23 protein-coding genes are annotated in these 21080 nt (G+C 41.9%); 12 read left to right on the top strand and 11 right to left on the bottom strand.

Going from position 1 to position 21080, the window contains the following annotated elements:
• Positions 1–8: 8 nt before the first annotated feature.
• The 4 genes from A9260_RS07340 to cls form a co-directional block, all read right to left on the bottom strand.
• Positions 9–1154 carry a ribosomal protein uL16 3-hydroxylase gene (locus A9260_RS07340; protein WP_068697627.1) on the bottom strand — a complete coding sequence of 382 codons (1146 nt, stop codon included), beginning with the start codon at positions 1152–1154 and terminating at the stop codon, positions 9–11.
• Between the two features lie 33 nt (positions 1155–1187).
• Positions 1188–1700, bottom strand: a complete 513-nt coding sequence (locus A9260_RS07335) for an RNA methyltransferase (RefSeq protein WP_068697625.1) — start codon at positions 1698–1700, stop codon at positions 1188–1190.
• 191 nt (positions 1701–1891) lie between these two features.
• On the bottom strand, positions 1892–3097 hold the full coding sequence (locus A9260_RS07330) for a cystathionine beta-lyase (RefSeq protein ID WP_068697620.1): 1206 nt from the start codon (positions 3095–3097) through the stop codon (positions 1892–1894).
• A gap of 82 nt (positions 3098–3179) precedes the next feature.
• A complete protein-coding gene (gene cls / locus A9260_RS07325; protein ID WP_068697618.1) occupies positions 3180–4634 on the bottom strand; it encodes a cardiolipin synthase in 1455 nt (484 codons plus the stop codon).
• Positions 4635–4887: 253 nt separating this feature from the next.
• Between cls and A9260_RS07320 the strand changes: the two genes are divergently transcribed.
• Together A9260_RS07320 and A9260_RS07315 are read left to right on the top strand one after the other, a co-directional pair.
• Complete coding sequence (locus A9260_RS07320; protein WP_068697616.1) at positions 4888–5595, top strand: TIGR01621 family pseudouridine synthase; 708 nt, start codon at positions 4888–4890, stop codon at positions 5593–5595.
• Between the two features lie 20 nt (positions 5596–5615).
• Positions 5616–6545, top strand: a complete 930-nt coding sequence (locus A9260_RS07315; RefSeq protein ID WP_068697924.1) for a class I SAM-dependent methyltransferase — start codon at positions 5616–5618, stop codon at positions 6543–6545.
• A gap of 83 nt (positions 6546–6628) precedes the next feature.
• Here the strand turns inward: A9260_RS07315 and A9260_RS07310 are convergent, their stop codons facing one another.
• Genes A9260_RS07310 through A9260_RS07295 form a run of 4 tightly spaced genes read right to left on the bottom strand, consistent with a single transcriptional unit; the run spans position 6629 to position 8301 of the window.
• Complete coding sequence (locus tag A9260_RS07310) at positions 6629–7042, bottom strand: GspS/AspS pilotin family protein (protein ID WP_068697610.1); 414 nt, start codon at positions 7040–7042, stop codon at positions 6629–6631.
• 2 nt (positions 7043–7044) lie between these two features.
• Positions 7045–7341, bottom strand: coding sequence for a YciI family protein (locus tag A9260_RS07305; RefSeq protein ID WP_068697608.1), 297 nt, complete (start codon positions 7339–7341; stop codon positions 7045–7047).
• 11 nt (positions 7342–7352) lie between these two features.
• A complete protein-coding gene (gene yciA, locus A9260_RS07300; RefSeq protein WP_068697606.1) occupies positions 7353–7763 on the bottom strand; it encodes an acyl-CoA thioester hydrolase YciA in 411 nt (136 codons plus the stop codon).
• Position 7764: 1 nt separating this feature from the next.
• On the bottom strand, positions 7765–8301 hold the full coding sequence (locus A9260_RS07295) for a septation protein A (RefSeq protein ID WP_068697604.1): 537 nt from the start codon (positions 8299–8301) through the stop codon (positions 7765–7767).
• A gap of 230 nt (positions 8302–8531) precedes the next feature.
• Between A9260_RS07295 and A9260_RS07290 the strand changes: the two genes are divergently transcribed.
• Together A9260_RS07290 and A9260_RS07285 are read left to right on the top strand one after the other, a co-directional pair.
• Positions 8532–9155: a DsbA family protein gene (locus A9260_RS07290; RefSeq protein WP_068697599.1), complete on the top strand. Its 624-nt coding sequence runs from the start codon at positions 8532–8534 to the stop codon at positions 9153–9155.
• Positions 9156–9310: 155 nt separating this feature from the next.
• A complete protein-coding gene (locus A9260_RS07285) occupies positions 9311–9898 on the top strand; it encodes a hypothetical protein (RefSeq protein ID WP_068697598.1) in 588 nt (195 codons plus the stop codon).
• A gap of 62 nt (positions 9899–9960) precedes the next feature.
• On the opposite strand, the gene A9260_RS07280 is transcribed toward A9260_RS07285, so the two are convergent.
• Together A9260_RS07280 and A9260_RS07275 are read right to left on the bottom strand one after the other, a co-directional pair.
• Positions 9961–11214, bottom strand: coding sequence for a dicarboxylate/amino acid:cation symporter (locus A9260_RS07280; protein WP_269451462.1), 1254 nt, complete (start codon positions 11212–11214; stop codon positions 9961–9963).
• Positions 11215–11590: 376 nt separating this feature from the next.
• Positions 11591–12361 (bottom strand): siderophore-interacting protein, encoded by a 771-nt coding sequence (locus A9260_RS07275; RefSeq protein ID WP_068697597.1) that lies wholly within the window; start codon positions 12359–12361, stop codon positions 11591–11593.
• A gap of 191 nt (positions 12362–12552) precedes the next feature.
• On the opposite strand from A9260_RS07275, the gene A9260_RS07270 reads away from it, so the two are divergent.
• From A9260_RS07270 to A9260_RS07240, 7 genes are all read left to right on the top strand, one after another.
• Positions 12553–13458, top strand: a complete 906-nt coding sequence (locus tag A9260_RS07270) for a siderophore ABC transporter substrate-binding protein (RefSeq protein WP_082957016.1) — start codon at positions 12553–12555, stop codon at positions 13456–13458.
• Between the two features lie 14 nt (positions 13459–13472).
• The gene (locus A9260_RS07265; protein ID WP_197485223.1) at positions 13473–14387 is read left to right on the top strand and encodes an ABC transporter permease; all 915 of its coding nucleotides are present in this window, start codon (positions 13473–13475) and stop codon (positions 14385–14387) included.
• Positions 14380–15342, top strand: a complete 963-nt coding sequence (locus tag A9260_RS07260) for an iron chelate uptake ABC transporter family permease subunit (RefSeq protein ID WP_197485222.1) — start codon at positions 14380–14382, stop codon at positions 15340–15342. Before A9260_RS07265 ends, A9260_RS07260 begins: the two co-directional genes overlap by 8 nt.
• Positions 15329–16087, top strand: coding sequence for an iron ABC transporter ATP-binding protein (locus A9260_RS07255; protein ID WP_068697591.1), 759 nt, complete (start codon positions 15329–15331; stop codon positions 16085–16087). Before A9260_RS07260 ends, A9260_RS07255 begins: the two co-directional genes overlap by 14 nt.
• A 278-nt stretch (positions 16088–16365) precedes the next feature.
• A complete protein-coding gene (locus A9260_RS07250) occupies positions 16366–18336 on the top strand; it encodes a TonB-dependent receptor domain-containing protein (RefSeq protein WP_068697590.1) in 1971 nt (656 codons plus the stop codon).
• A gap of 303 nt (positions 18337–18639) precedes the next feature.
• Entirely contained in the window at positions 18640–19782 is a 1143-nt protein-coding gene (locus A9260_RS07245) for a cytochrome P450 (protein WP_068697588.1), read from the top strand.
• 78 nt (positions 19783–19860) lie between these two features.
• A complete protein-coding gene (locus A9260_RS07240; RefSeq protein ID WP_231892547.1) occupies positions 19861–20061 on the top strand; it encodes a hypothetical protein in 201 nt (66 codons plus the stop codon).
• 93 nt (positions 20062–20154) lie between these two features.
• Here A9260_RS07240 and A9260_RS07235 read toward each other — a convergent pair whose 3' ends face one another.
• Positions 20155–20607, bottom strand: coding sequence for an exoribonuclease R (locus tag A9260_RS07235; protein ID WP_068697586.1), 453 nt, complete (start codon positions 20605–20607; stop codon positions 20155–20157).
• Between the two features lie 266 nt (positions 20608–20873).
• On the opposite strand from A9260_RS07235, the gene A9260_RS07230 reads away from it, so the two are divergent.
• Positions 20874–21080: transposase domain-containing protein (locus A9260_RS07230; protein ID WP_197485221.1), on the top strand; the 207-nt coding region annotated here is incomplete at its 3' end.

Raw genomic sequence — 21080 nt, 5'->3', positions numbered from 1 at the left:
GGTTGGGTTTATGCGTCAATAAACCAATAGCCTTTATTCACCAAGTCACAGATTAATGAAATGACAGCAGTGTTTGATAGTTCATCAGCAAGGCAGTGAGCACTAATATGCTCCTGACCACAAAGTAATTTGATGGCGAAACTATCTTTACTCGCGACTTTGATGACCTCACCGTTAATGTAAGCGATGCAAGGATCTTGCTCATGAAATAGAGCACGTAATCCTGCTACTTTTTCGATGATGCCGCCAGTGGCTAGGTGATTGGCCACTTCTTCATTTTGCCATTGTGACTCTGGTGTGATGATATTGAGTTGGTGGCGTGATTGGCTTAGTAAGCAACCCATAAAGTCATTGATGCGGTGCTCATCTTCAAGCGTGCTTTTAAGCATCTGAGTTAAAGAGTGCAGATCGCTAGATTGAATCTCACCAAAGTTATTTTGAACACTTAACTCTGGCTTGTGCAAGTGAGCGTCACCAATGTCATTGGCTAAAACATAATCGGCAAAGTTACTGATTAACTCTTGCTCTTTAGGGGAGCGAAAGCCCACGGAATAACTCATTGAAGGCTCTAAAGCATAGCCATCGTGTGGAAAGCCCGGTGGGATATATAAAATGTCACCTGGCTGCAGAACGTCATCAATGATCGAATCAAATGATTCAATTTGACGTAGCGCGTTATGACGACAGGTTTCAGCATATTGACCTTCATCTTTTTCCCCAACACGCCAATGACGCTTGCCACTGCCTTGAATAATAAAGACATCATATTGATCAATATGCGGGCCTACACCGCCATCTTTAACAGAATAACTGATCATAAGATCGTCAAATAACCACTGAGGCATCGCTTTAAATGGTTCGATAAGTTGCGCCGCATCAAGATGCCAGTGGTTCGCCGCTTGCACGATAATAGACCAGTTGGTTTCATCAAGGTTTGCGTATTTGTCTTCGGTAAAAGGTCCGTGCTCGGCAGTCCATTCACCATTAATATTTGAAACATAGCGAGAGTCGACTTCTTCTTCCATGGTCAATCCAGCAAGCTCTTCCGCAGAGATTGGGTCTTGGAAGTTGGCAAATCCACCTTTGATGATGGTGGGTTTTTTTTGCCAAAACTCAGCAAGAAACTGCTCTAATGAAACGGTAAGTTGATACATTTGTTACCTTAATTTGTACTTGAAGAGTGAGATTTAAGAAGAAACCTTGAGGCGATTATTCACATCACGGCTTTGCACAACTCGCGTTGCATGGTCTATTTCTTGGTTTGATTTAGCCAGTTTGTCATACAGCAATACGTTCACTGTTGCGGCAAGGTTCATACAACCTATGGTTGGCACATAAACCACTTCGTCGGCTTTATCGACAATTTCTTGTGGAATGGAGCTATCTTCTGGACCAAATATATAAATGGCCTTTTCAGGGTGTTGAAACTGTGGCAATGGGGTGGCGCCTTCAGCAAGTTCAACACACACAATTTTGACATCGGATTCAAGATTATCAGTTAGAGAGACCATTTGGTTTAGGGCAATTTTACTGGTCATATCTTTAGTGTCGGTATGGTATTTAGCCGCTTTTGCGAAACGTTCGCCGTTAAAACGAACCTCGTCAGCTTGATAGCAACCTGCCGCGCGCATGACAGCGCCAACATTGGTTGGACTCTTAGGGTTGCATAGACCGATAATTGTGATGGTGTTTTTAGACATATTGATACCTGCTATTTGATGCTCGCAGTATATAGGTCTAGCGGAAAAATAGAAGAGGGGATGAATTTGAAATATTAAAAAGGCTTCTTATACACAGTCAATTAGAGGCACTCTACTTGAGAGCATCAACTAATGACTTATACAAAAAGCCTTATCTTTACCGATAACTCAGTTAAATAAGCGGTGAGTTATTAAGCATTAATGATTGCATTATAACGAGCAAAACCTTGTTCAAGATCTTGGATAAGATCATCCACATTCTCAAGACCAATATGCAAACGGAATAATGTCCCTGTGAAATTAGGGTTTGCCACGGTGCGCAGGCTATTAAAACTGCGTGGTTCATTGGCAAGAATCAGGCTTTCATAGCCACCCCATGAGTATCCCATGCCAAACAGCGCCATACCGTCAAGAAACGCAGTGGTGGCTTTACTGTCTTGAGACTTCATCACAAAAGAAAATAAGCCATTACCACCGGTGAAATCACGCTTAAAGTATTCATGCCCTGGGCAGGTTTCAAGCTCTGGATGACGAACGTGATCCACTTCTGGGCGAGTGGCTAACCATTTCGCTACTTTAAGACTATTTTGTTGATGCTGTTTCAAGCGAAGATCCAGAGTACGGATACCGCGCAGGCCAAGGTAGGCATCGTCAGGTGAAACGCATTGTCCCATTAGGTAGCTGTTTTCGCGCAGCTGATCCCAATATTTTTCATTGGCAATCGCAGTCCCTAACATCACATCAGAGTGACCCACAATGTACTTTGTAGCGGCTTGAATAGAGATGTCTACACCAAACTCAAAGGGTGAGAAATGCAGCCCCGCGGCCCAAGTGTTGTCTAACATAACCATCATGTCATTGTTATGCGCAATCTCTGCCAATAAAGGAACGTTTTGCACTTCCATGGTCACAGAACCCGGGGACTCCAAGAATAAAATCTTGGTATTAGGTTTGATGAGAGATTGCAGCTCTTCACCAATTGTTGGCGTGTAATAGGTCGTTTCCACCCCAAGGCGTTTAAGCATAGTGTCGCAAAAATCGCGAGTCGGTTCATAACAGGTATCAACCATCAAGATATGATCGCCTGTTTCGACAAAGGACAAAATAGCGTTAGAAATTGCGGCAGTACCACAAGGGTATAGTGCACAGCCAAATCCGCCTTCTAGCTCAACCATTGCATCTTGAAATGCGAAGTGAGTTTGAGTGCCACGACGACCATAGAAAAGCGCTTTGTTAGCACGGTTGATGGTGGCTTGAGTTTTTTCCGCTACCGTATCAAATAATACTGTTGAAGCGCGCTGAATCGGAGGATTAACCACGCCATGCGTGTATTTTTTATCGCGTCCAGCACTGATAAGTTGTGTGGTTTTAGATACGGGTGAGTTACTTTTGGACATCTGCCTTCCCTGATGTTATTTCTATATCGTATTTAAACCATGAGCAGGGCAGGCAGTGCAAGAAATATTTGAGTGTTGTCGTTTATAGAATAGGGCTAAATAAATAGAAAGCGCGCTCTAAGAATCGGTTTAACAGACTACGATTGCGCCACCTCTGCTCATCAACAACGGTTGATTGCTGGATATAGGTCTCTTGTAACCAATGAAGCTGCTGAGTAAATTCTTTATCATCAACCACTAAAGTCACTTCAAAATTAAGCCAAAGGCTACGAACATCCAGATTAACGGTGCCAATCAGGCAATATTTTTTATCAATGACCACTGACTTAGTGTGCAATAAGCCACCTTCAAATTCATGAATGATCACACCGGCAGACAACAGTTCTGCATAGAACGCTTTGGACGCCCAGCCGACCATAATCGAATCATTTTTCTTAGGAATTATCAGCTCAACTTTGACCCCGCGCTGAGCGGTGGTGCGTAAGGTTTGCAGCAATTCTTCACTTGGCACAAAGTAGGGCGTAGTAATGGTGACGGATTTAGACGCGCGACTAATGGCAATGGTTAATACTTGCTGAATTAAGTTCTCAGGCATCCCCGGGCCTGATGGCACAACTTGTATGGGATGCAAAAGGTTGTCTTGTTCGATATGACAAACAGGAGGCGTTGGGAAAGAACGCTCACCAGTTTCTACTTCCCAGTCCCAGCAATGGATAGCTGATAACACGTTTACTGTAGGTCCAGTAATACGCACCATTACGTCCACCCACATACCAACGCCCGCGTCTTGTTTGAAAAACTCGGGGTCAACTAGGTTCATTGAGCCGGTATAAGCAATCGCATCATCAATCACGATGATTTTTCGATGTTGCCTAAGATCAAGGCGACGAAGAAACATACGAGCAGGGTTTACTTGCAAGGCTTGAACTACTTCAACCCCAGCTTCGACCATCATTTTGCACCAAGGCGATGAGAAAAATTTACCACTGCCAGCCGCATCTAATAGGATCTGACAGCGTACTCCGCGTCCAGAAGCTTGAATTAATGCCGCTGCGACACCGTTGGCCTGTCCACCTTCATTCCAGATGTAAAACTCCATCCGAATAAAGTGTTGCGCCTTTTCAATATCTTCAATAATCGATTTTAGAATCTTTTGAGGGGTATCTTGCAGTGATAATGTGTTACCACATAGAGCCGGAATGCCCATTCTATTGGTGCAGAGTTCATCAATGTGAGTGATGTGAGTTGGGGTTTTTTCAGGTAAGTGAGCATTACAATCAAGCAGTTTAAGAAACCATGCTTTATAGGGGTTAAACATCGCTTGCGCTCGCTCAGCCCTTTTTTTGCCAAGATTAAGCTCACCAAATAAAAAGTAAAAGATCACACCAAAGATAGGCAGGATATAGATGATCATTAGCCAAGCTAAAGAAACACTGACAGAACGGCGCTTAATCACCACACGTATAGTGACACCGGCGACTAATACCCAATACAGTATCAACCCTATAACAGTAAGTGCTTGGTAAAATTCTTCCATTTATCCCAGTGAACAATCAATAACTTAATAGACCAGTGTATACACAAAACATGGCCTTGTGCGGTTTTTACCTTCAACGGAGTGAAGTTTGACTACTTTAACCGCGAATCTTCATAAAGGCTTAACCTTTTGTTAACCGAATAACTGAAGTTGATAGTAAAAAAAAGCATTACAGACAAAAGTTGGGTTTAAGCTTCACCTCAAGATATAATCACATACTTTCGCGATAGCGCGTCCCCACTTAGAGTAATTTATGTTTGATATTGTCGATAATCAAGCGCACTTTGTGCTGATTAATAAGCATGCTGGAGTGAGCGTCCACAAGGATGAACAAGAGCGTGGATTAGTAGAAGAAGTGCGTCTGCATTTAGAGTGTAAAGCACTGTATCTAGTACATCGACTGGATAAAATGACTTCTGGATTATTGCTATTAGCAAAAACGCAGTCAGCGGCCAGTGAGTTATCTCAAGCATTTGCTAATCGACAAGTTGAGAAATTTTATTTAGCGATTTCTGATAAGAAACCTAAGAAGAAACAAGGGTTGATTAAAGGGGATATGGCAAAAAGCCGCCGCTCTATGTGGAAGCTATTGCCAAGTAATGAAAACCCTGCAATTACTCAATTTTTTTCTGCATCAGCAGAAGGTTACCGCCTTTTTCTTTGTAAGCCGCGCACGGGAAAAACGCACCAGATTCGGGTAGCGCTTAAATCAATAGGCAGTCCCATTGTCGGTGATCCTATTTATGCTACAGCAGATACCAGTGCTGATACCGCTACAATCGATAGAGGGTATTTGCATGCTTTTGCTCTTAGCTTTGACTTTGCCGGTGACACTTATCGCTACCAACTTGATCCGACAACAGATAACCGTCTAGGGTTGCTGTGGCAAAATGAATCAATCAAGCAGCAACTTGCCGCGTGGCAACAACCTCACTTACTTAACTGGCCAAAAATTAAATGAACGAAGATATACCAAAACCAATGAATCCAGAGTCGTTACCTGTATTTTTTGCTGCGTTGCACAAAGGGTTAGCCCAAGCGTCGACAGAAGTTAGACGCTTCTTTCATGGCAGAGGACGCACTGTTGCAGGACTGGAACAACTGACTTGCGATTGGATTGGTCAGCATCTTGTGGTGCAATTATTTAGACCTGTGTCTGATGAGTTTTTAACGCATCTTACCGAAGGATTGCAGCAGTTAGCGACAGATACTAAGCATGTGACGATACGCTCTATCTCTATTCAGCACCGCTATGAACACGGCGCGCCAACGCAGTTTTTGCTTGGAGAGCAGCAAGATAAAGTTGAAGTGGTCGAGTCAGGCTTAAATTACCTGATGAACATTACTTCTAACCAAAACTCAGGTCTGTTTCTTGATATGCGTTTAGGACGAGATTGGGTGAGAGACAATGCCAAAGGCAAAAATGTGCTCAACCTGTTTGCTTATACTTGCGGTTTTTCTGTTGCGGCAATTGCAGGCGATGCTAGCCAAGTCGTGAATGTGGATATGGCTCGTTCGTCTTTAAACCGAGGGCGTGAAAACCATCATTTAAATAATCAAGATTTGAGCCGCGTGAAATTTTTAGGCCATGATATTTTTAAATCATGGGGAAAAATCAAACGTATGGGGCCTTATGATTTGATTATTTCTGATCCACCGTCGTTCCAAAAAGGCAGTTTTGCTTTAACCAAAGATTATCAAAAAATACTGCGTCGCTTACCTGATTTACTCGCAGAAGGGGGGCAAGTATTGGCTTGCGTTAACTCTCCATCCGTGACTTCAGATTTTGTGATTGATGGAATGGCAGAACACGCACCAGAGCTGACTTATGTGGAGCGTTTAGCAAACCCTGATGAGTTTGCAGATGTTGATCCAGAAGCGAGCCTTAAAGTGCAGCTGTTCCGTTTATAAGACAGAAAAGGCCAAGACTCTAATGAGCCTTGGCCTTTGTAAATTTAAGCTATAGCGGTAAAACGGTGATAATAGTTTTAGCGTTATTCTTTTTCTTTTTCAGCTTCAGCGGCACATGTTTTAGCGCTGATAACTTGCTCTATAATTTGTTGACCGCGATTATTACGAATTTTGATTAGGTAGTTAATACCTTTATCCATCGTTTCTCGCACGTCTTTAGAGTTACAGTAGAAATCATTAGCACTTGTTACCAGCTTATCAGCAGGTTTATGGCCTGACTGGTTATAAAGCATTTCGATGATAACCGTGGTCTCTTTTGCTGTAGCTCGAGTGATGGTCAGTGGGCCATATTCGATAGGTAAACTTGATGCAAGGATCCCTGCGCGGCGGTCAGCCATCAATTTTAGTTCACGTTGCTCGGCACTGCTTGATGCACACCCAGCTAAGATAATGGCTGCAATAGTGATGACAAGGGCATTTTTAAATATTGAATACATAATTAGAATACTTTCTTATAAGGTTTAACAATAACGTCCTGATAGACGCCTGCTTCGATGTATGGGTCGTTATCAGCCCAAGATTGAGCATCTTGCAGTGTTTCAAACTGAGCAATAACAGTTGAACCGGTAAACCCTGCATCCGCTGGATTTTCGCTATCAATAGCAGGCATAGGACCTGCTGTGAGTAAACGCCCTTGATCATGTAAGTCTTGTAAACGTGCCAGATGTTGTTCTCTTACGCTAAGACGTTTTTGTAGTGAATCTTTTACATCAGTTGAAAAAATAACATACCACATAACAAACCCTTTTACTTTTGAATTTGGCGAGGACGACCATTCTCATCTATAGCAACATAGTGGAAAGTGGCTTCACAAACCAGTTCTCTTTCCCCTGCTCGGTCACCCAGCACTTTTTTATTCCAAACTTGCAACTCAATAGACATAGATGAGTTGCCAATACGACTGCATTTACCATGACAACAGACGATATCACCGACAGAAACAGGTCGCTTAAAGGTAATCGTCGATACTGATACCGTGGCAATTCTACCCTTAGATATTTCTTTGGCTAGTATACCACCGGCAAGATCAAGCTGAGACATAATCCAACCACCAAAGATATCACCATTGGCGTTGGTGTCAGCTGGCATAGCCAGTGTTCTTAGTAGCATTTCTCCGTTAGGTGCTATCTTGTCAGATAGAGATGACGGGTTACTCATTCTATTTTTTACTCTCTTTAGGTATGTGTTGATAGATATAGAATCCAGTTAATAAGGCAAACAACAGTGTGGCAATGGATAAGCCGAACACTTTGAAGTTGACCCATACATCAAGAGAAAGATGAAAGGCAACGTAGATGTTGAGTAGGGCGCAAGCTGCAAAAAATAAGCTCCATGCCCAGTTAATTCTCTTCCATACGTTGTCAGGTAGAGAAATCTCTTTCTCTAACATTCCCTTGATCGCTGGTTTCCCTAATCGTTGTGAAATAATAAGACCGAATGAAAACAGAGTATAGACGAGGGTAACTTTCCATTTGATAAAGTCTTCATCATGAAGAAGTATGGTCATACTGCCGAAAATCACCACCACCAAAAAGGTGATCAATTGCATCTTTCCAACTTTTTTATACACAAAATACGTGATTAAAAGTTGCAGTGCTGTCGCCGCAATTAACGCCCCGGTTCCCACATAAATGTCATACATCTTATACAATACAAAAAAGATGATGAGAGGGATGAAGTCAAGTAGTTGTTTCATTGGTCTTACTGAGTTCGATGTTTGGCTTAGTCTACCTAATCGAACCCATGAAATATAGCGATTGACTTGCGGTTAGTAACAAAATGTAGCAAGTGATGATTGGATTCTTTAATCTTTAGGGCTGTGTCGCCGATTCCATCACACTTGAGCTTATATAATGATATTAATTACAGTGAATATAAGCACAATAGTATTTGTCTTACCGACTAGCAAAAGCGTTAGGAGCTGCAATGAACACTCAACATTATCGTTTATATTATGTTTATGATCCCATGTGCGCGTGGTGCTGGGGGTATAAACCCACTTGGCAGCAAATTGAAGCAAGCTTTCAAGATAAGCTAGACATTGTCTATGTCGTGGGTGGACTTGCGCCTGATTCTGATATTGCAATGCCAGGGCAGATGCAGGCTCAAATTGCATCGTATTGGAATAAAATCACATCGCTACTGGGCACTGAATTTAATCATGACTTTTGGTCAATGAATACGCCGCGCCGTTCAACTTATCCTTCGTGCCGAGCCATGTTGGCGGCAAGGCGTCAGGGTAGGGAGTTGCAAATGCTTACCGCCGTGCAGCATGCCTATTATTTACAGGCAAAAAATCCTAGTGACATGAGTGTATTGGTTGCTTTGGCCGATGACATTGGCTTAGACGTTGCTAAGTTTTGCTCGGATATTGAGTCAAATGAGATAAACGAAGCTCTTATTTCTGAGATTTCATTTGCGCGCTCTATTGGTGGGAATAGTTTTCCTTCTTTATTTGTTGTCGGGCAAGATAGCGTGACACCGATAGCCATTGATTATAAAGATGCCAAACTAACCTGTGCTCAAATTGCAGCAGTAATGGCGAATTAATCATCAGATACAGACACAAACTATATATCCGCTAAAAAGGTGCTACAGTATTAAAAGGTGATGCTTACTTGCGTTGCTGCCATCAAAGGATTGATGGTTATGATAGCTAAGTAATTGATTTGGCTATTTCAAATGCACTTGGCAAAAGGAATGATATGTCTAGCGCTCAGTCTAATTTTAGTACCGTATTGGACAACATAGAGTCTTCTATGTTGTCTTGCCATACCCACACTCTTACCCATACAAGCGTAAGCGCTAGTTCGAATGCGTCCAGCCAAGATCATAATAATGAGCCAACACCAAGCACTTTATCAATAACCGCTCTTATGGCGTGGGATGATTATATCCAAGCGTTGCTGAGAGAATTATTTGATGCTAAATACCAAAGCGAGCAAACGCAGGATCTTGCTAGGGTAATGAAGGCTGGCATGGAAAAAGAGATGGCAGGGTATGTGGTGTTCGACTCTCAAGCGATTAGTTCGCTCTTTCGTCACTATTTTGCATTTGATATTACCCAGCATTGGGAACTTGATGATGACACGCCAGCGCACTTGGTGAGTCAAATGCTAGACAGCTATCAAGTCACTCGTCTGCCTCGTGAGCAAAGACTTGCTTCTAAAATTTGTCCATCTTATGGCTTCGCCCACTCAGGCTTAACCATGATCACCTTTCTAATTTCACTTTCTCGCGCTATTGATATTTTGCTTGATAGAGTAGAACAAAAAAACGGACTAATTATTTAGTCCGTTTTTTACTAATGAATGAGTACTAATAAATTAGCGATTCATGACTTAACTGTTAGCAATTAACCGTGCTGCTCTACAGTCGATACTTCATCTTCTAATAGCGAATCAACAATCAAAGCACACGCGGCATCACCAGTGATGTTTAGCGCGGTACGAATCATGTCAAAAATACGATCAAGAGCGAATAGAAGTGGTAGACCTTCAATTGGGATGCCGGCGGCAAGTAATACTGCAACTACTAGGAATGATGGTCCAGGCACACCGGCTTGACCAACTGCGCCCAACGTTGACGTTGCAATGATGGCGATATAAGCGCCAAGGCTTAAATCGATACCAAACATTTGAGCAAAGAAAATCGCCACTAAACCATAGTAGATAGCGTTACCAGACATATTGATAGTTGCGCCTAGAGGCAATACAAAAGAGCTGGTGGAATTTCTTACGCCCAATTCTTTTTCAACGGTGTTCATCGTAACAGGAAGAGTTGCCATAGATGACGCTGTTGATAGTGCAACCGCTTGTGGTTTCTTCATTGCCACTAAGAACTTCTTAGCTGAAGTTTTAGTCAGTACATGAACTAATGCAGGGTAGACAATAAAACCGAAAATCAGAATCGCTACAACATAAACGATAAACAGTTTTAGTACGACAGTAAGCGCGCTAAATCCGAATGAACCCACTGCGTCGGCCATCAAACCAAATACACCTAGTGGTGCAACTAGCATAACCTTGTTGATCATCCATACCATCGCATCAACAATGGCATTCACACCGTTCATCAATGGTTCACGACGTTTTTTCTCTAAACTTGAAACAGCAACACCAAAGAACAGGCAGAATACTAAAATTTGTAGAATGTTAGCTTCGTTTAAAGATTGGAAAATATTGGTTGGGATCATACCGGTTACGGTATCCCAAAAACCAGGTATTGCCCCTTGAGATGCATATTCACTAGAGAACATACTTTCAACAGAAGCGAGATCAATGCCAGTTCCTGGTTGAAAAATATTGCCCATAACCAGTGCTAATGTCACCGCTAGTGCAGATGTTAAACCAAAGAAAGCCAGTGTTGATAAGCCAACTTTACCTGCTGATGAGCTGTCACCCAGACCTGCTGCGCCCGAAATTAGAGCAACCGCGACCAAAGGAATAACCAACATTTTAATGAGGTTAATGAAAATTGTGCCAAGTGGTGCAAAAACGGTTGCGCTTTCACCCATGACCGCACCAACGAGGGTACCAATGACCATCGCTATGACGACTTGTACACCAAGATTGCCGAGCAAACTTTTATCTTTTAACACTTCGTTCACCTTTTGTGTAGAGGATATTTCGTCTTACCTCCAATAAGGATTATTAAGAGGTTTGACCTAAAATTGCTTGTCTCCTCTTTGTACTGATATATGTAAAGAAGTGCAGAAGTGAAAATTAACTCTGTGAGCAAGTACCCAAAATAATTTTGAAAAATATTAACTAAATCCGCAAAGTAATTGAATTGAGTTATTTATCGACAGAATGTTGAATGTGAGAGGTAATTAATCATTAAATAATGGACACTATATATGCCAAGATACAGGCTGGTTTGTAAAAGAAATGTTACTACAAAACAAAGGGTTAGAATATAAATCAGTAACAAGTATTTTTATAAAACCACCTGCATATGTAGTGGTGTAGAGCTCTGTATTTAATTTAACCTAAACTTTGTGCATCTTCATATTTAATGATCTTATGCCCGTCTTCAGTAACCCCTTTTTTCCAATAACTGCTAATGTACATATTGGATTTATTAAGCGCTTTTTCATTGGTAAAATATTGGCGTAGTTGTTTCATCGAATCAAACTCACAGGCTACCCATGCAAAGGGAATACCGGCATGCCAATGTAATGAACGTGCTTTTTCAACTAAACAATCTTCATCTGTTAGCCAATCAATATTAATACCGCTTGGTGCATCAATTTCCTGTATATCTTGTTTTGAAATGACTTGAATGAGTGCGTAGCCCTTAGCGTCTGCTGGCAGATTTTTAATTTTGGCGCTGAGCGCTGGCAATGCTGTCATATCCGCAATCATAAAAAACCAGTCGGCATGAGAATTTAGATTTTTTATAATGCCAGGACCACCCATAGAAATGGAATCTCCTGCTTTTGCTTGCATTGCCCAGCGGGAGGCAAATCCAGCATTAATATCAGTTGTGGTGTGACAGACAAAATCGACTTCGATAGTGCAGTCATGAGCGCAGTATTTGCGTATGGTATAGGTACGCATTATCGGACGCTTGTTTTCACTATAATCACGGATGTCAGTGCCACCATTGTGATTAAACAGCAGCTTAATGTATCCCCCTTCACAGTCATGGGGCAAACTTGCAAGTTCTGTACTATAAAAAGTAATTCGCTGCATGTTCGGCGTAGTTCGTTCACAAAAGACGACTTCAATTTCTTTTAGTTTTGGCTTGGTCATAAGATTATTAATACCGATTTCGCTCAACAAACAAAGAAGGGCAAGGCGCAGATACGCTGTCGAATCTAAACCAATCTCCAATTCAAATATAGACTAGCGAGTTAATTACTAAATGTAAATGGTAATGGTTTTTATTTGCAATGGTGTTACTCTAATGCAATCAGATAACTTATTTACATTGATAGTCCGTTATGACATTTAAAAAGATTGTTTTTACATTAGCCACTTTCATCTTGTCTTTTAATAGCCATGCCTCCATTACGACAAACCATGCTCAGGGAGTTCTAAAACTTGACGCAGTTCCACAGAAAGTGGTGACTTTCGATATTGCCTCCCTTGATACCTTAAACACAATAGGCGTCGAGGTTGCAGGTTTACCTCAAGCTTTTGTGCCGGACTATTTAAGTCAATATAAATCCTCAAAGTATAGAAATGTCGGTTCTTTATTTGAACCAAACTATGAAGCGGTCGCATCCATGCAGCCCGACCTTATTATTGTGGCTAATCGTTCAGCAAAAGCTTTTAAACCACTTAATAATATTGCTCCAACCGTTGATATGACCGTTTGGGGCCCCGGTTTTCTTAATCAAATAAGAAATGTAGCGCGCAGCTTTGCCGTGATTTTTGATAAATCAGATATCGTTGAACAAAAATTAGCGGCACTCGATAAAAAAGTTCAGCATGCTAATGCGCTTTCAAAAGAGGCGGGTAATGGCTTAATTATTCTGACTAGTGGCGGAAAGATCAGCGCTTATGGCTCAGGTTCACGCTTTGGTTGGTTACATGATGAATTAGGCATGACACCAGCCATTAAAGATGTAAAAGCGGCCACTCATGGCGATCCTATCTCGTTTGAATTTCTACTAAAAACCAATCCAGATTGGTTATTTGTGGTGGATAGAGATTCTGCGATTGGGCAGGGCAGTGGCGGGGCTAAATCTCTGCTCGATAACCCAATAGTGCATAAGATGAATGCTTATCAAAATGATCAAATTATCTATTTAGACCCAACCAACTGGTACATTGTCATGTCTGGTTTAACCGCGGTTGAAACAGGTATTGATGAGTATATAAACGCGCTTCAGAAATCTCACTAACCGAGATGTTTATTATGATTATACTCACCGCGCTATTAGCACTGGTGAGTCTCTTACTTGGCGCAGGAGATCTGTCGCAAGATCTTCAATTATTGTGGCTATCTCGTTGGCCTCGCACTGCCGCTTTATTATTAAGCGGTGTGGCTTTAGCGGTGGCGGGTATGCTAATGCAGTTAATTACTCGCAATAAGTTTGTCGAACCAACCACAACGGGCACTACTGAGTGGGCGGCTTTAGCGCTGTTAGCTATTGCTATCTTTAATCCGCAAATGTCCATTTTGGCTAAAATTTTGATTGCATGCGCTGCTTCCTTTGTTGGCGCAATTGGCTTTATGTGGCTTATTCAACGGGTCTCTTTGCGCTCAACGGTTGTTGTGCCTCTTATTGGCATGATGTACGCTGCGGTTATTGGTGCGGTGGTCAGCTTTTTTGCCTATCAGTTTGATCTATTGCAATCGATCATGTTGTGGTTATCAGGGGATTTTTCGGCTGTTATTCAAGGACGTTATGAGGTGCTTTGGCTAACCTTATTTATTACGATTTTGGCGTACCTATTTGCTGACCGATTTACCATGCTCACTCTGGGTAAAGAAATGAGCACCAATCTTGGACTGAACTATCAAGCCTATTATTACCTTGCCCTTGCATTCATTGCTGCCATTGTCGGATTAACGGTGGTGACCGTTGGTGCGATACCATTTTTAGGTTTAGTGGTACCTAATATTATTCGCTTAAAAATGGGTGATAATTTAAGAAACTCTCTGCCTCTTTTAGCCCTATCTGGCGCAGGATTAGTGTTGCTGTGTGACATCATAGGTAGGCTGGTGATTTACCCTTATGAGATCAGTGTTAGCGTCATTATGGGCGTGCTGGGGAGTGTGATTTTCATTCAGCTACTTCTTAACAATGGGAGCCTTCGCCGTGGTTAATCGCTTTGGGCTTTCACTGCTATTCATGCTTGGATTATTAACTGTCTGTATAGGTGCTTATTTAACCTTAAATCAACAAGCCAGTTGGTCGTTTACCTTGCAATTCCGAGGGAAAAAAGTACTGCTGTTTGTGCTAGTTGGGGCAAGCGTTGCAATCGCGACCGTTCTTTTTCAAACCATTACTCATAATCGAATTTTGACTCCAGCCATAATGGGCTTTGATACCTTATATATTCTGTTGCAAACCACAGTGCTGTGGCTGCTGGGCAGCCAACAATACAGTCAATTAGACAGCGCTCTGATGTGGCTGATAGAAGTGTGCCTACTATCAGGATTTATGTTTGTTCTGTTCAGATGGTTATTTGGCAAGCAAAGGCAAGATTTGCACACCTTGGTCTTAATTGGCGTTGTTTTTGGGGTACTGTTTCGCAGCCTGACATTATTTATGACCCGAATGATTGATCCTAGTGAATTTGTCGTCTTGCAAGACGCAATGTTTGCCAGTTTTAACCAAGTCCCTGTCAATATTATGGGCTTGAGCGCGATTTTTTTATGCGTAGCTAGCGCTATAGCGTGGAAAGACAGACATAAATTGGATGTGTTATTGCTGGGCAAAGATCATGCAATTAATCTAGGTATCGAGTATCAAAAACTGGTACTAAAACATTTAGTTATCATTGCGGTGCTGGTTTCTATCTCTACCGCATTAGTCGGGCCGATCACCTTTTTTGGTTTGATGGTCGCTAATCTAGCTTATCACCTTAGCGGAACTTACAAACACAGCGTGACGCTCGTTACAGCCTCATTACTTGGTTGTATATGCTTACTTGGCGGTGAAGTCCTGCTACAGCATGTTTTTCAGTTTAATACTCGCCTAAGTTTCATCATTGAATTTGTCGGTGGGATCTTTTTTCTTATTCTTTTAGTGAGGCAGGGGCGCTATGCTCGAACTTAAGCAGATTGAAATGAAGTTTTCTGATACTAGGGTCATTTCAGATATTAACTTACAGATCCCAATGCATGGCGTGACATCCATTATTGGCGGTAATGGGGCGGGTAAGTCGACATTACTAGGTATTATGTCGCGACTGTTAGTGCCAACCTCAGGCACGGTCACGCTAAATAATATCGCTCTTGACGATTATGAACCGAGCGTACTGGCGAAAAAAATGGCGATATTAACCCAAAGTCAGCAGGTGCAAGCCAGACTTAGCGTTCGAGAGTTAGTGACGTTTGGGCGCTTTCCCTATCACAAAGGTCGTCCGACTGAACAAGATAATCGCCTTATTGATGATGCAATCCGATTTTTTGATTTACAGGCGCTGCAACATCGCTTTCTTGACCAATTAAGTGGCGGGCAAAAACAGCGCGCTTTTATTGCAATGGTATTTGCGCAAGATAGTGATTATGTCCTTCTTGATGAACCACTGAATAATCTAGATATGAAACACAGTCGCATTATGATGAAACTGATTCGACAAGCTGCGGATGAATCAGGAAAGCGTGTGATTGTGGTGCTGCATGACATTAATTTTGCATCGATTTATTCCGATCAAATTATCGCCATGCGTGATGGGGCTATTATTTATCATCAACAAAGTCAGCAATTTATGACTGCTGAAAAACTAGAAAAAGTCTTTGATATGCCCATGCAAGTTCAGGTGGTGGATGATAAACGAGTTAGCTTTTATTACACCTAAATATCTTTAACTTTGTCCTTTCCTATTAGTAATAGACCCCCTATTGAAGCCGTCGTCACAATTGTGCGATGCACAATTGAGTTAAATTAACGTGTTTCATATCACATTCTGTATGGAAAGGACTCTAAATTATATTGTTATCCATATACATAGCGCAAAAATATCAGTATAACACAAATGGTAATCACTCTTAATATCATTACCATTTGTGTGGTAAATCGGTTGGTTTGGCACTCAAATGGAGGAACTTAACGCTACTAAATTACGGAATAATATATATGGAATTCAAAGTAACATCACTTGCAATGCTTGTCGCAAGTGCTTTAGCCTCTCCGGTCGCTCTTGCAGAAACTAAAGAAACGGATGCAGAAATAGACAAGAGTCACAGTCCTGAAGTCATGGTTGTTGTGGGTGAGCTGACTAACGTATCTGTCACCGATACTGAGCTTGAAAACTATCAAGCACAAGACTTAGAAGATATCTTCCGCACTGACCCTTCAGTGACCGTTGGTGGTTCTATCGGGGTTGCACAAAAAGTGTATGTTAGGGGGCTAGAGGATACTTATCTAAACGTTACTGTTGATGGTGCGCCGCAAACCAGTACTTTATTCCATCATATTGGTCGTTTATCTATTGACCCTTATCTTCTCAAAACCGTTGAAGTTCAAGCGGGTGCAGGTGAAGCCACAAGTGGTTTTGGTGCATTAGGCGGTTCAATTCGATTTAAAACTAAAAGTGCTCATGATTTATTAGCGCCAGGCGAGAGCTTTGGTGGCAGAGTGAGTGCTAATTACTTTACTAATGATGGTTACGCAGGCAGTGCCAGTGCATATGGTGAAATCAACGACAATTGGGGTATTTTAGGCTCTTTTGTTCAAACAAAAAATGAAAATATGACCGATGGTAACGGTGATGAAATTTATGGTTCATCATCGGATAGAGCGCTTGGTTTTATCAAGATTGACGGCGATCTAACTGACAATCAAACATTGGCGTTTAGCTATGAAAACCGCAACGAAAAAGGTGAGTTTGGTCAACGTCCAAACTGGCCAGCAACGGCAACCGATCCTCTGTATCCCCTTGAGACGCAACGCCATACTTTCACTGCTAACCATACTTTTAGCCTTAATGACCTGCTCAATCTTGAAAATACGGTTTACTACACTCAAGCCGATGTCACTCAAGATGCTCGCTGGGGCAAATATAACGGTGAAGTGAACACCATTGGTTTAGATGTACGTAACACCACCTACATTCAAGATCACGCCGTAACTTACGGAATTGAATATCGTAGTGATGAAGCCGTGGCTAAATCTCTTGAACCTGGCGCTGGTCCTAAGGTCAATGAAGATGGTGATGTATTCGGTGTGTACGCGCAAGATCATTGGCAACTAGCAGATTCATTTTTGCTAAGTTTTGGTACTCGATATGACCGATACACACTCAAGCAGCACTCGACAGGTACAGAGATTGATAGCGATGGTTTAAGCTCAAACGTTGGCTTTAACTATCAAATTATCGATGGTTTGAAGCTTAACGCAGGTTACGCACAAGCATTACGTGGTAAGCAAGTGGGGGATACGTTCACTCTTGACGTTTATACCATCAATCCAGATTTGAAAGCCGAAACCGCAGAAAATGCAGAGATAGGTCTAGAGTACCGACAAGAGAACTGGCTTGCATCGGCAACGGTCTTCCAAAGTACTATTGATGATGTGATTGACGTAGATGGTCGTCAGTACGAAAACGTCGGCACATTAAAAACTAAAGGTTATGAGCTAAGAGCGACGTATTGGTTTGAAAAAGTAACCGCAATGGCAAGCTTTAGCAGTGTTGATTCAGAGCTAAATGGACAAACATTAAATGGCTACGACCATGTAGGTATCGGTAATTCACGAGGCGATACATTAGGTCTAAACCTGACTTATAACATGAACCAACACCTAGAATTAGGTTGGAACTACTCTTACGTTGCTGATTTAAACAATGTTGAAGTGAAAAATGCTTATGTAGCGGATGGTTCAAGCATTGATAAGCCTGGATACCAAGTGCACGATATTTATGTTCAATGGTACCCATTAAACAGCCAAGATCTGAATGTTAACTTAACCGTGACAAACCTATTTAACGAATACTACCGCGATCATTCTAGTGTTGGTGATTTCACATCACTTCCTGGTTTTGAAAGTGTTGCTGGCGTTTATGCCGCAGGCCGTGATATCCGAGTTGGGGTGAGTTACGCTTTTTAAATGAGACAGTAACCAGTTTGTAAAAATCTTTTAAATACAAACAAATGCCGAGGTAGATTATTCCGCTAATCTGACTCGGCATTTTTATTTCATCATCTTTTTGATCATTAAAGTGGAAATTGATCTTACTAAACTGCAAATTGTTGATGCCGTAAGTTAATGGTAACTTGAAGAAAGTGATGGTTACGACAGAATGTAACCTGAAAGTGTTTATTGCTAAAAGTTATCAACTATATTTTGGTTATGAGCTTTGGTTGCAATAACACTTTATCTACACACGATACTTTCAATAAAGGAGCCATTATGGCTGATAAAATGCCACATGATATATCTGTCTCAGGTCTTGACGTTCGAGCGTTTACCGATGATCTGCGAAGTAAACATCCCATAGTAAAAAACATCAATAACGAATGGGTGTTATTAAAGCATGCGGATGTCATGGCAGCAGCGCTTGATGATGAGCGTTTTTCTTCTAAAGTATCGCGTTACCTGCAAATCCCCAACGGTTTAGATGGCGAAGAGCATACTCAATATCGCGCGATTATTGATCGTTATCTTAGCAAGCAAGCCTTAACGCCTTTTATCTCTGTATTTGAAAATGTTGCGGCGCAACTGATGTCGGAATTGCCAAAAGGGCAAACTTTGGATGCGGTTAATGATATTGGCGCAGTTTTGGCTGTGCGTCTGCAATGTGAATGGTTAGGCTGGCCTAAAGAGTTGGAAGCGGTATTGCTGGAATGGATGGATGACAATCATATTGCTACGCGTTCAGGTAAACATGATTTAACTGCGCAAGTCGCTGAAAAATTTGATGTTATCATACGTTCAGTGGTTCAACCGCGCCGAGCCGATAACAATAATACCTTTGATGATGTCACCAGTAAGCTGTGCGCTGAAACCATCAACGGTCGATTACTTACCGAAGAAGAACTTGTTTCAATACTGCGCAACTGGACGGGTGGGGATCTAGGTTCTATCGCGTTATGTATCGGCGTTATTGTGGCTTATATTGTGGAGCATCCGCAGTTAATCGAAGAAATACGCCAAGGTTCTGATAGTAAAGTGGACGCGATTATCGACGAAATTCTTCGCATTGATGATCCTTTCGTTTCTAACAGACGAGTTACCACTTGTCCTATGCACGTGGCAGGGCAAGATATTCCAGCAGGTGCTAAAGTGAAGCTCAACTGGACATCGGCTAATCGTGATGAAGGCGTATTTGATCAGAACCAGTTTGACCCTGAGGGCAACGCAGATAAAAATCTGGTCTACGGGATCGGAAAACACGTCTGCCCGGGTCGTTTACTCTCGACATGGGAGCTAAGAATTGCCATTAAAGCACTGCTAAATTCAGTACAAAATATCTCTTTTACTGAGCAAGATGTCAGCGAACGAGAAGTATCACCTGTAGGCGGTTATCACCGCGTACCAGTGGTATTAGCGTAAAATCAATCGACGAATTATTGCCTTATAGGCTGCTTAAATCGAGCGTATGGGCTAAACGGATAATAAAGAATGCATTACATGAGTTTGCAATTAGACACTGACGCGCAAGCGATGGTGGGTGAGTTGCTTGATGAATTAGAAAATGACGAAGGTTGCTTTAGAATGACCACGCGCTTGGCGGCTTTAATTGATGCTAAGCTCAATGACGGTGGTTATATCGGTATTGTCACTTGGTTTAGTGAAGAAGATTATATCGAGCATGAGATACAATATAGCTAAGCGTTTTTTGAACGCTTTGTAGGTATTGGTTAGATAATGCGAGGGCAGTCAATGATCCTCGCATTATTTTTTTAAATTGGTGCAGTTAGAGACTTATCCGTTTTGCTCGGCGTTAATGCGAGCGTAGGTGTGCAATAGCTCGGTAAGTGCAGTCACCCAACCTAAGGCGTCTTGAGGGGTATTAAGCAATAGCTTTTCAACTTGCTCGCAGTGTATTTCCAAAGAGATCGCTTGCTCTAAGTTAAAGGACATGGCGTAGAAGTGCCACAGTACCAAACGGGTCATTCTTTGACTGTTTTGCTGGGCGTTTTCTGAATCATCAAACGCTTGTTGTATTTCACTCAGCGCAATGGCAGTCATACGCAAATTGGCATCAAGCTGCGCGGACATCATGCGCTCTTCGCTATCGACTTCTTCGTGTTCAAAAGTGAACAATTCACTCATTACATCTTCAGGTACCATTTTACTGATCATTCGTGCGCTGAACTCTTCCAGTTCATGGCGGGGCATAGTCACAATACAATTAAAGGTGTAATCACGAAGCATAAGGTCGCTCTAGTTAGCAATGGAGGTTAGCGTCGCATTTTAATCCCTACTCGAGAATTTTCCAGTGTTAATGTTCATTACTTATCAACATGACTTATGCGCCATGCTTATTGTGTGGTGAGTGATGCGATCAATTAGATACTGAAAATAAACGGCATAAAGCCCACCTAAGTGGTAATGCCGATCATTTAAGCAAAATATGATCAGTTGACCGATCCTCCAGAGGTGTCAAAATCCATGTGTATCTAATGCACATGGATTTTTTTATGGATGTCTCCCAAGCCCTAAACGTAATTAATGACTGGAAACCTAGCAATGTAGAAACCTTGTCTGACTTGCTACCGATAGAGCTAATCAATGAGGCCTATTCCCTTACCGATACCGTGACTATGAGAAAACGAAAACTCACACTCGAGTCTATGGTTTGGCTACTTGTGGGAATGGCTATTTATAATAATAAATCGATGAAAGAT

Origin of the sequence: Vibrio sp. UCD-FRSSP16_30, assembly GCF_001676025.1 — a bacterium.
Taxonomy (GTDB): Bacteria; Pseudomonadota; Gammaproteobacteria; order Enterobacterales; family Vibrionaceae; genus Vibrio.
This window is presented reverse-complemented; position numbering and strand designations above follow the sequence as displayed.

Bases quoted from the DNA above. Each gene is read 5' to 3' on its own strand.
- A9260_RS07340 (WP_068697627.1), bottom strand. From the start codon at position 1,154: ATGTATCAACTTACCGTTTCATTAGAGCAGTTTCTTGCTGAGTTTTGG.
- A9260_RS07335 (WP_068697625.1), bottom strand. From the start codon at position 1,700: ATGTCTAAAAACACCATCACAATTATCGGTCTATGCAACCCTAAGAGT.
- A9260_RS07330 (WP_068697620.1), bottom strand. From the start codon at position 3,097: ATGTCCAAAAGTAACTCACCCGTATCTAAAACCACACAACTTATCAGT.
- cls (WP_068697618.1), bottom strand. From the start codon at position 4,634: ATGGAAGAATTTTACCAAGCACTTACTGTTATAGGGTTGATACTGTAT.
- A9260_RS07320 (WP_068697616.1), top strand. From the start codon at position 4,888: ATGTTTGATATTGTCGATAATCAAGCGCACTTTGTGCTGATTAATAAG.
- A9260_RS07315 (WP_068697924.1), top strand. From the start codon at position 5,616: ATGAATCCAGAGTCGTTACCTGTATTTTTTGCTGCGTTGCACAAAGGG.
- A9260_RS07310 (WP_068697610.1), bottom strand. From the start codon at position 7,042: ATGTATTCAATATTTAAAAATGCCCTTGTCATCACTATTGCAGCCATT.
- A9260_RS07305 (WP_068697608.1), bottom strand. From the start codon at position 7,341: ATGTGGTATGTTATTTTTTCAACTGATGTAAAAGATTCACTACAAAAA.
- yciA (WP_068697606.1), bottom strand. From the start codon at position 7,763: ATGAGTAACCCGTCATCTCTATCTGACAAGATAGCACCTAACGGAGAA.
- A9260_RS07295 (WP_068697604.1), bottom strand. From the start codon at position 8,301: ATGAAACAACTACTTGACTTCATCCCTCTCATCATCTTTTTTGTATTG.
- A9260_RS07290 (WP_068697599.1), top strand. From the start codon at position 8,532: ATGAACACTCAACATTATCGTTTATATTATGTTTATGATCCCATGTGC.
- A9260_RS07285 (WP_068697598.1), top strand. From the start codon at position 9,311: ATGTCTAGCGCTCAGTCTAATTTTAGTACCGTATTGGACAACATAGAG.
- A9260_RS07275 (WP_068697597.1), bottom strand. From the start codon at position 12,361: ATGACCAAGCCAAAACTAAAAGAAATTGAAGTCGTCTTTTGTGAACGA.
- A9260_RS07270 (WP_082957016.1), top strand. From the start codon at position 12,553: ATGACATTTAAAAAGATTGTTTTTACATTAGCCACTTTCATCTTGTCT.
- A9260_RS07265 (WP_197485223.1), top strand. From the start codon at position 13,473: ATGATTATACTCACCGCGCTATTAGCACTGGTGAGTCTCTTACTTGGC.
- A9260_RS07255 (WP_068697591.1), top strand. From the start codon at position 15,329: ATGCTCGAACTTAAGCAGATTGAAATGAAGTTTTCTGATACTAGGGTC.
- A9260_RS07250 (WP_068697590.1), top strand. From the start codon at position 16,366: ATGGAATTCAAAGTAACATCACTTGCAATGCTTGTCGCAAGTGCTTTA.
- A9260_RS07245 (WP_068697588.1), top strand. From the start codon at position 18,640: ATGGCTGATAAAATGCCACATGATATATCTGTCTCAGGTCTTGACGTT.
- A9260_RS07240 (WP_231892547.1), top strand. From the start codon at position 19,861: ATGAGTTTGCAATTAGACACTGACGCGCAAGCGATGGTGGGTGAGTTG.
- A9260_RS07235 (WP_068697586.1), bottom strand. From the start codon at position 20,607: ATGCTTCGTGATTACACCTTTAATTGTATTGTGACTATGCCCCGCCAT.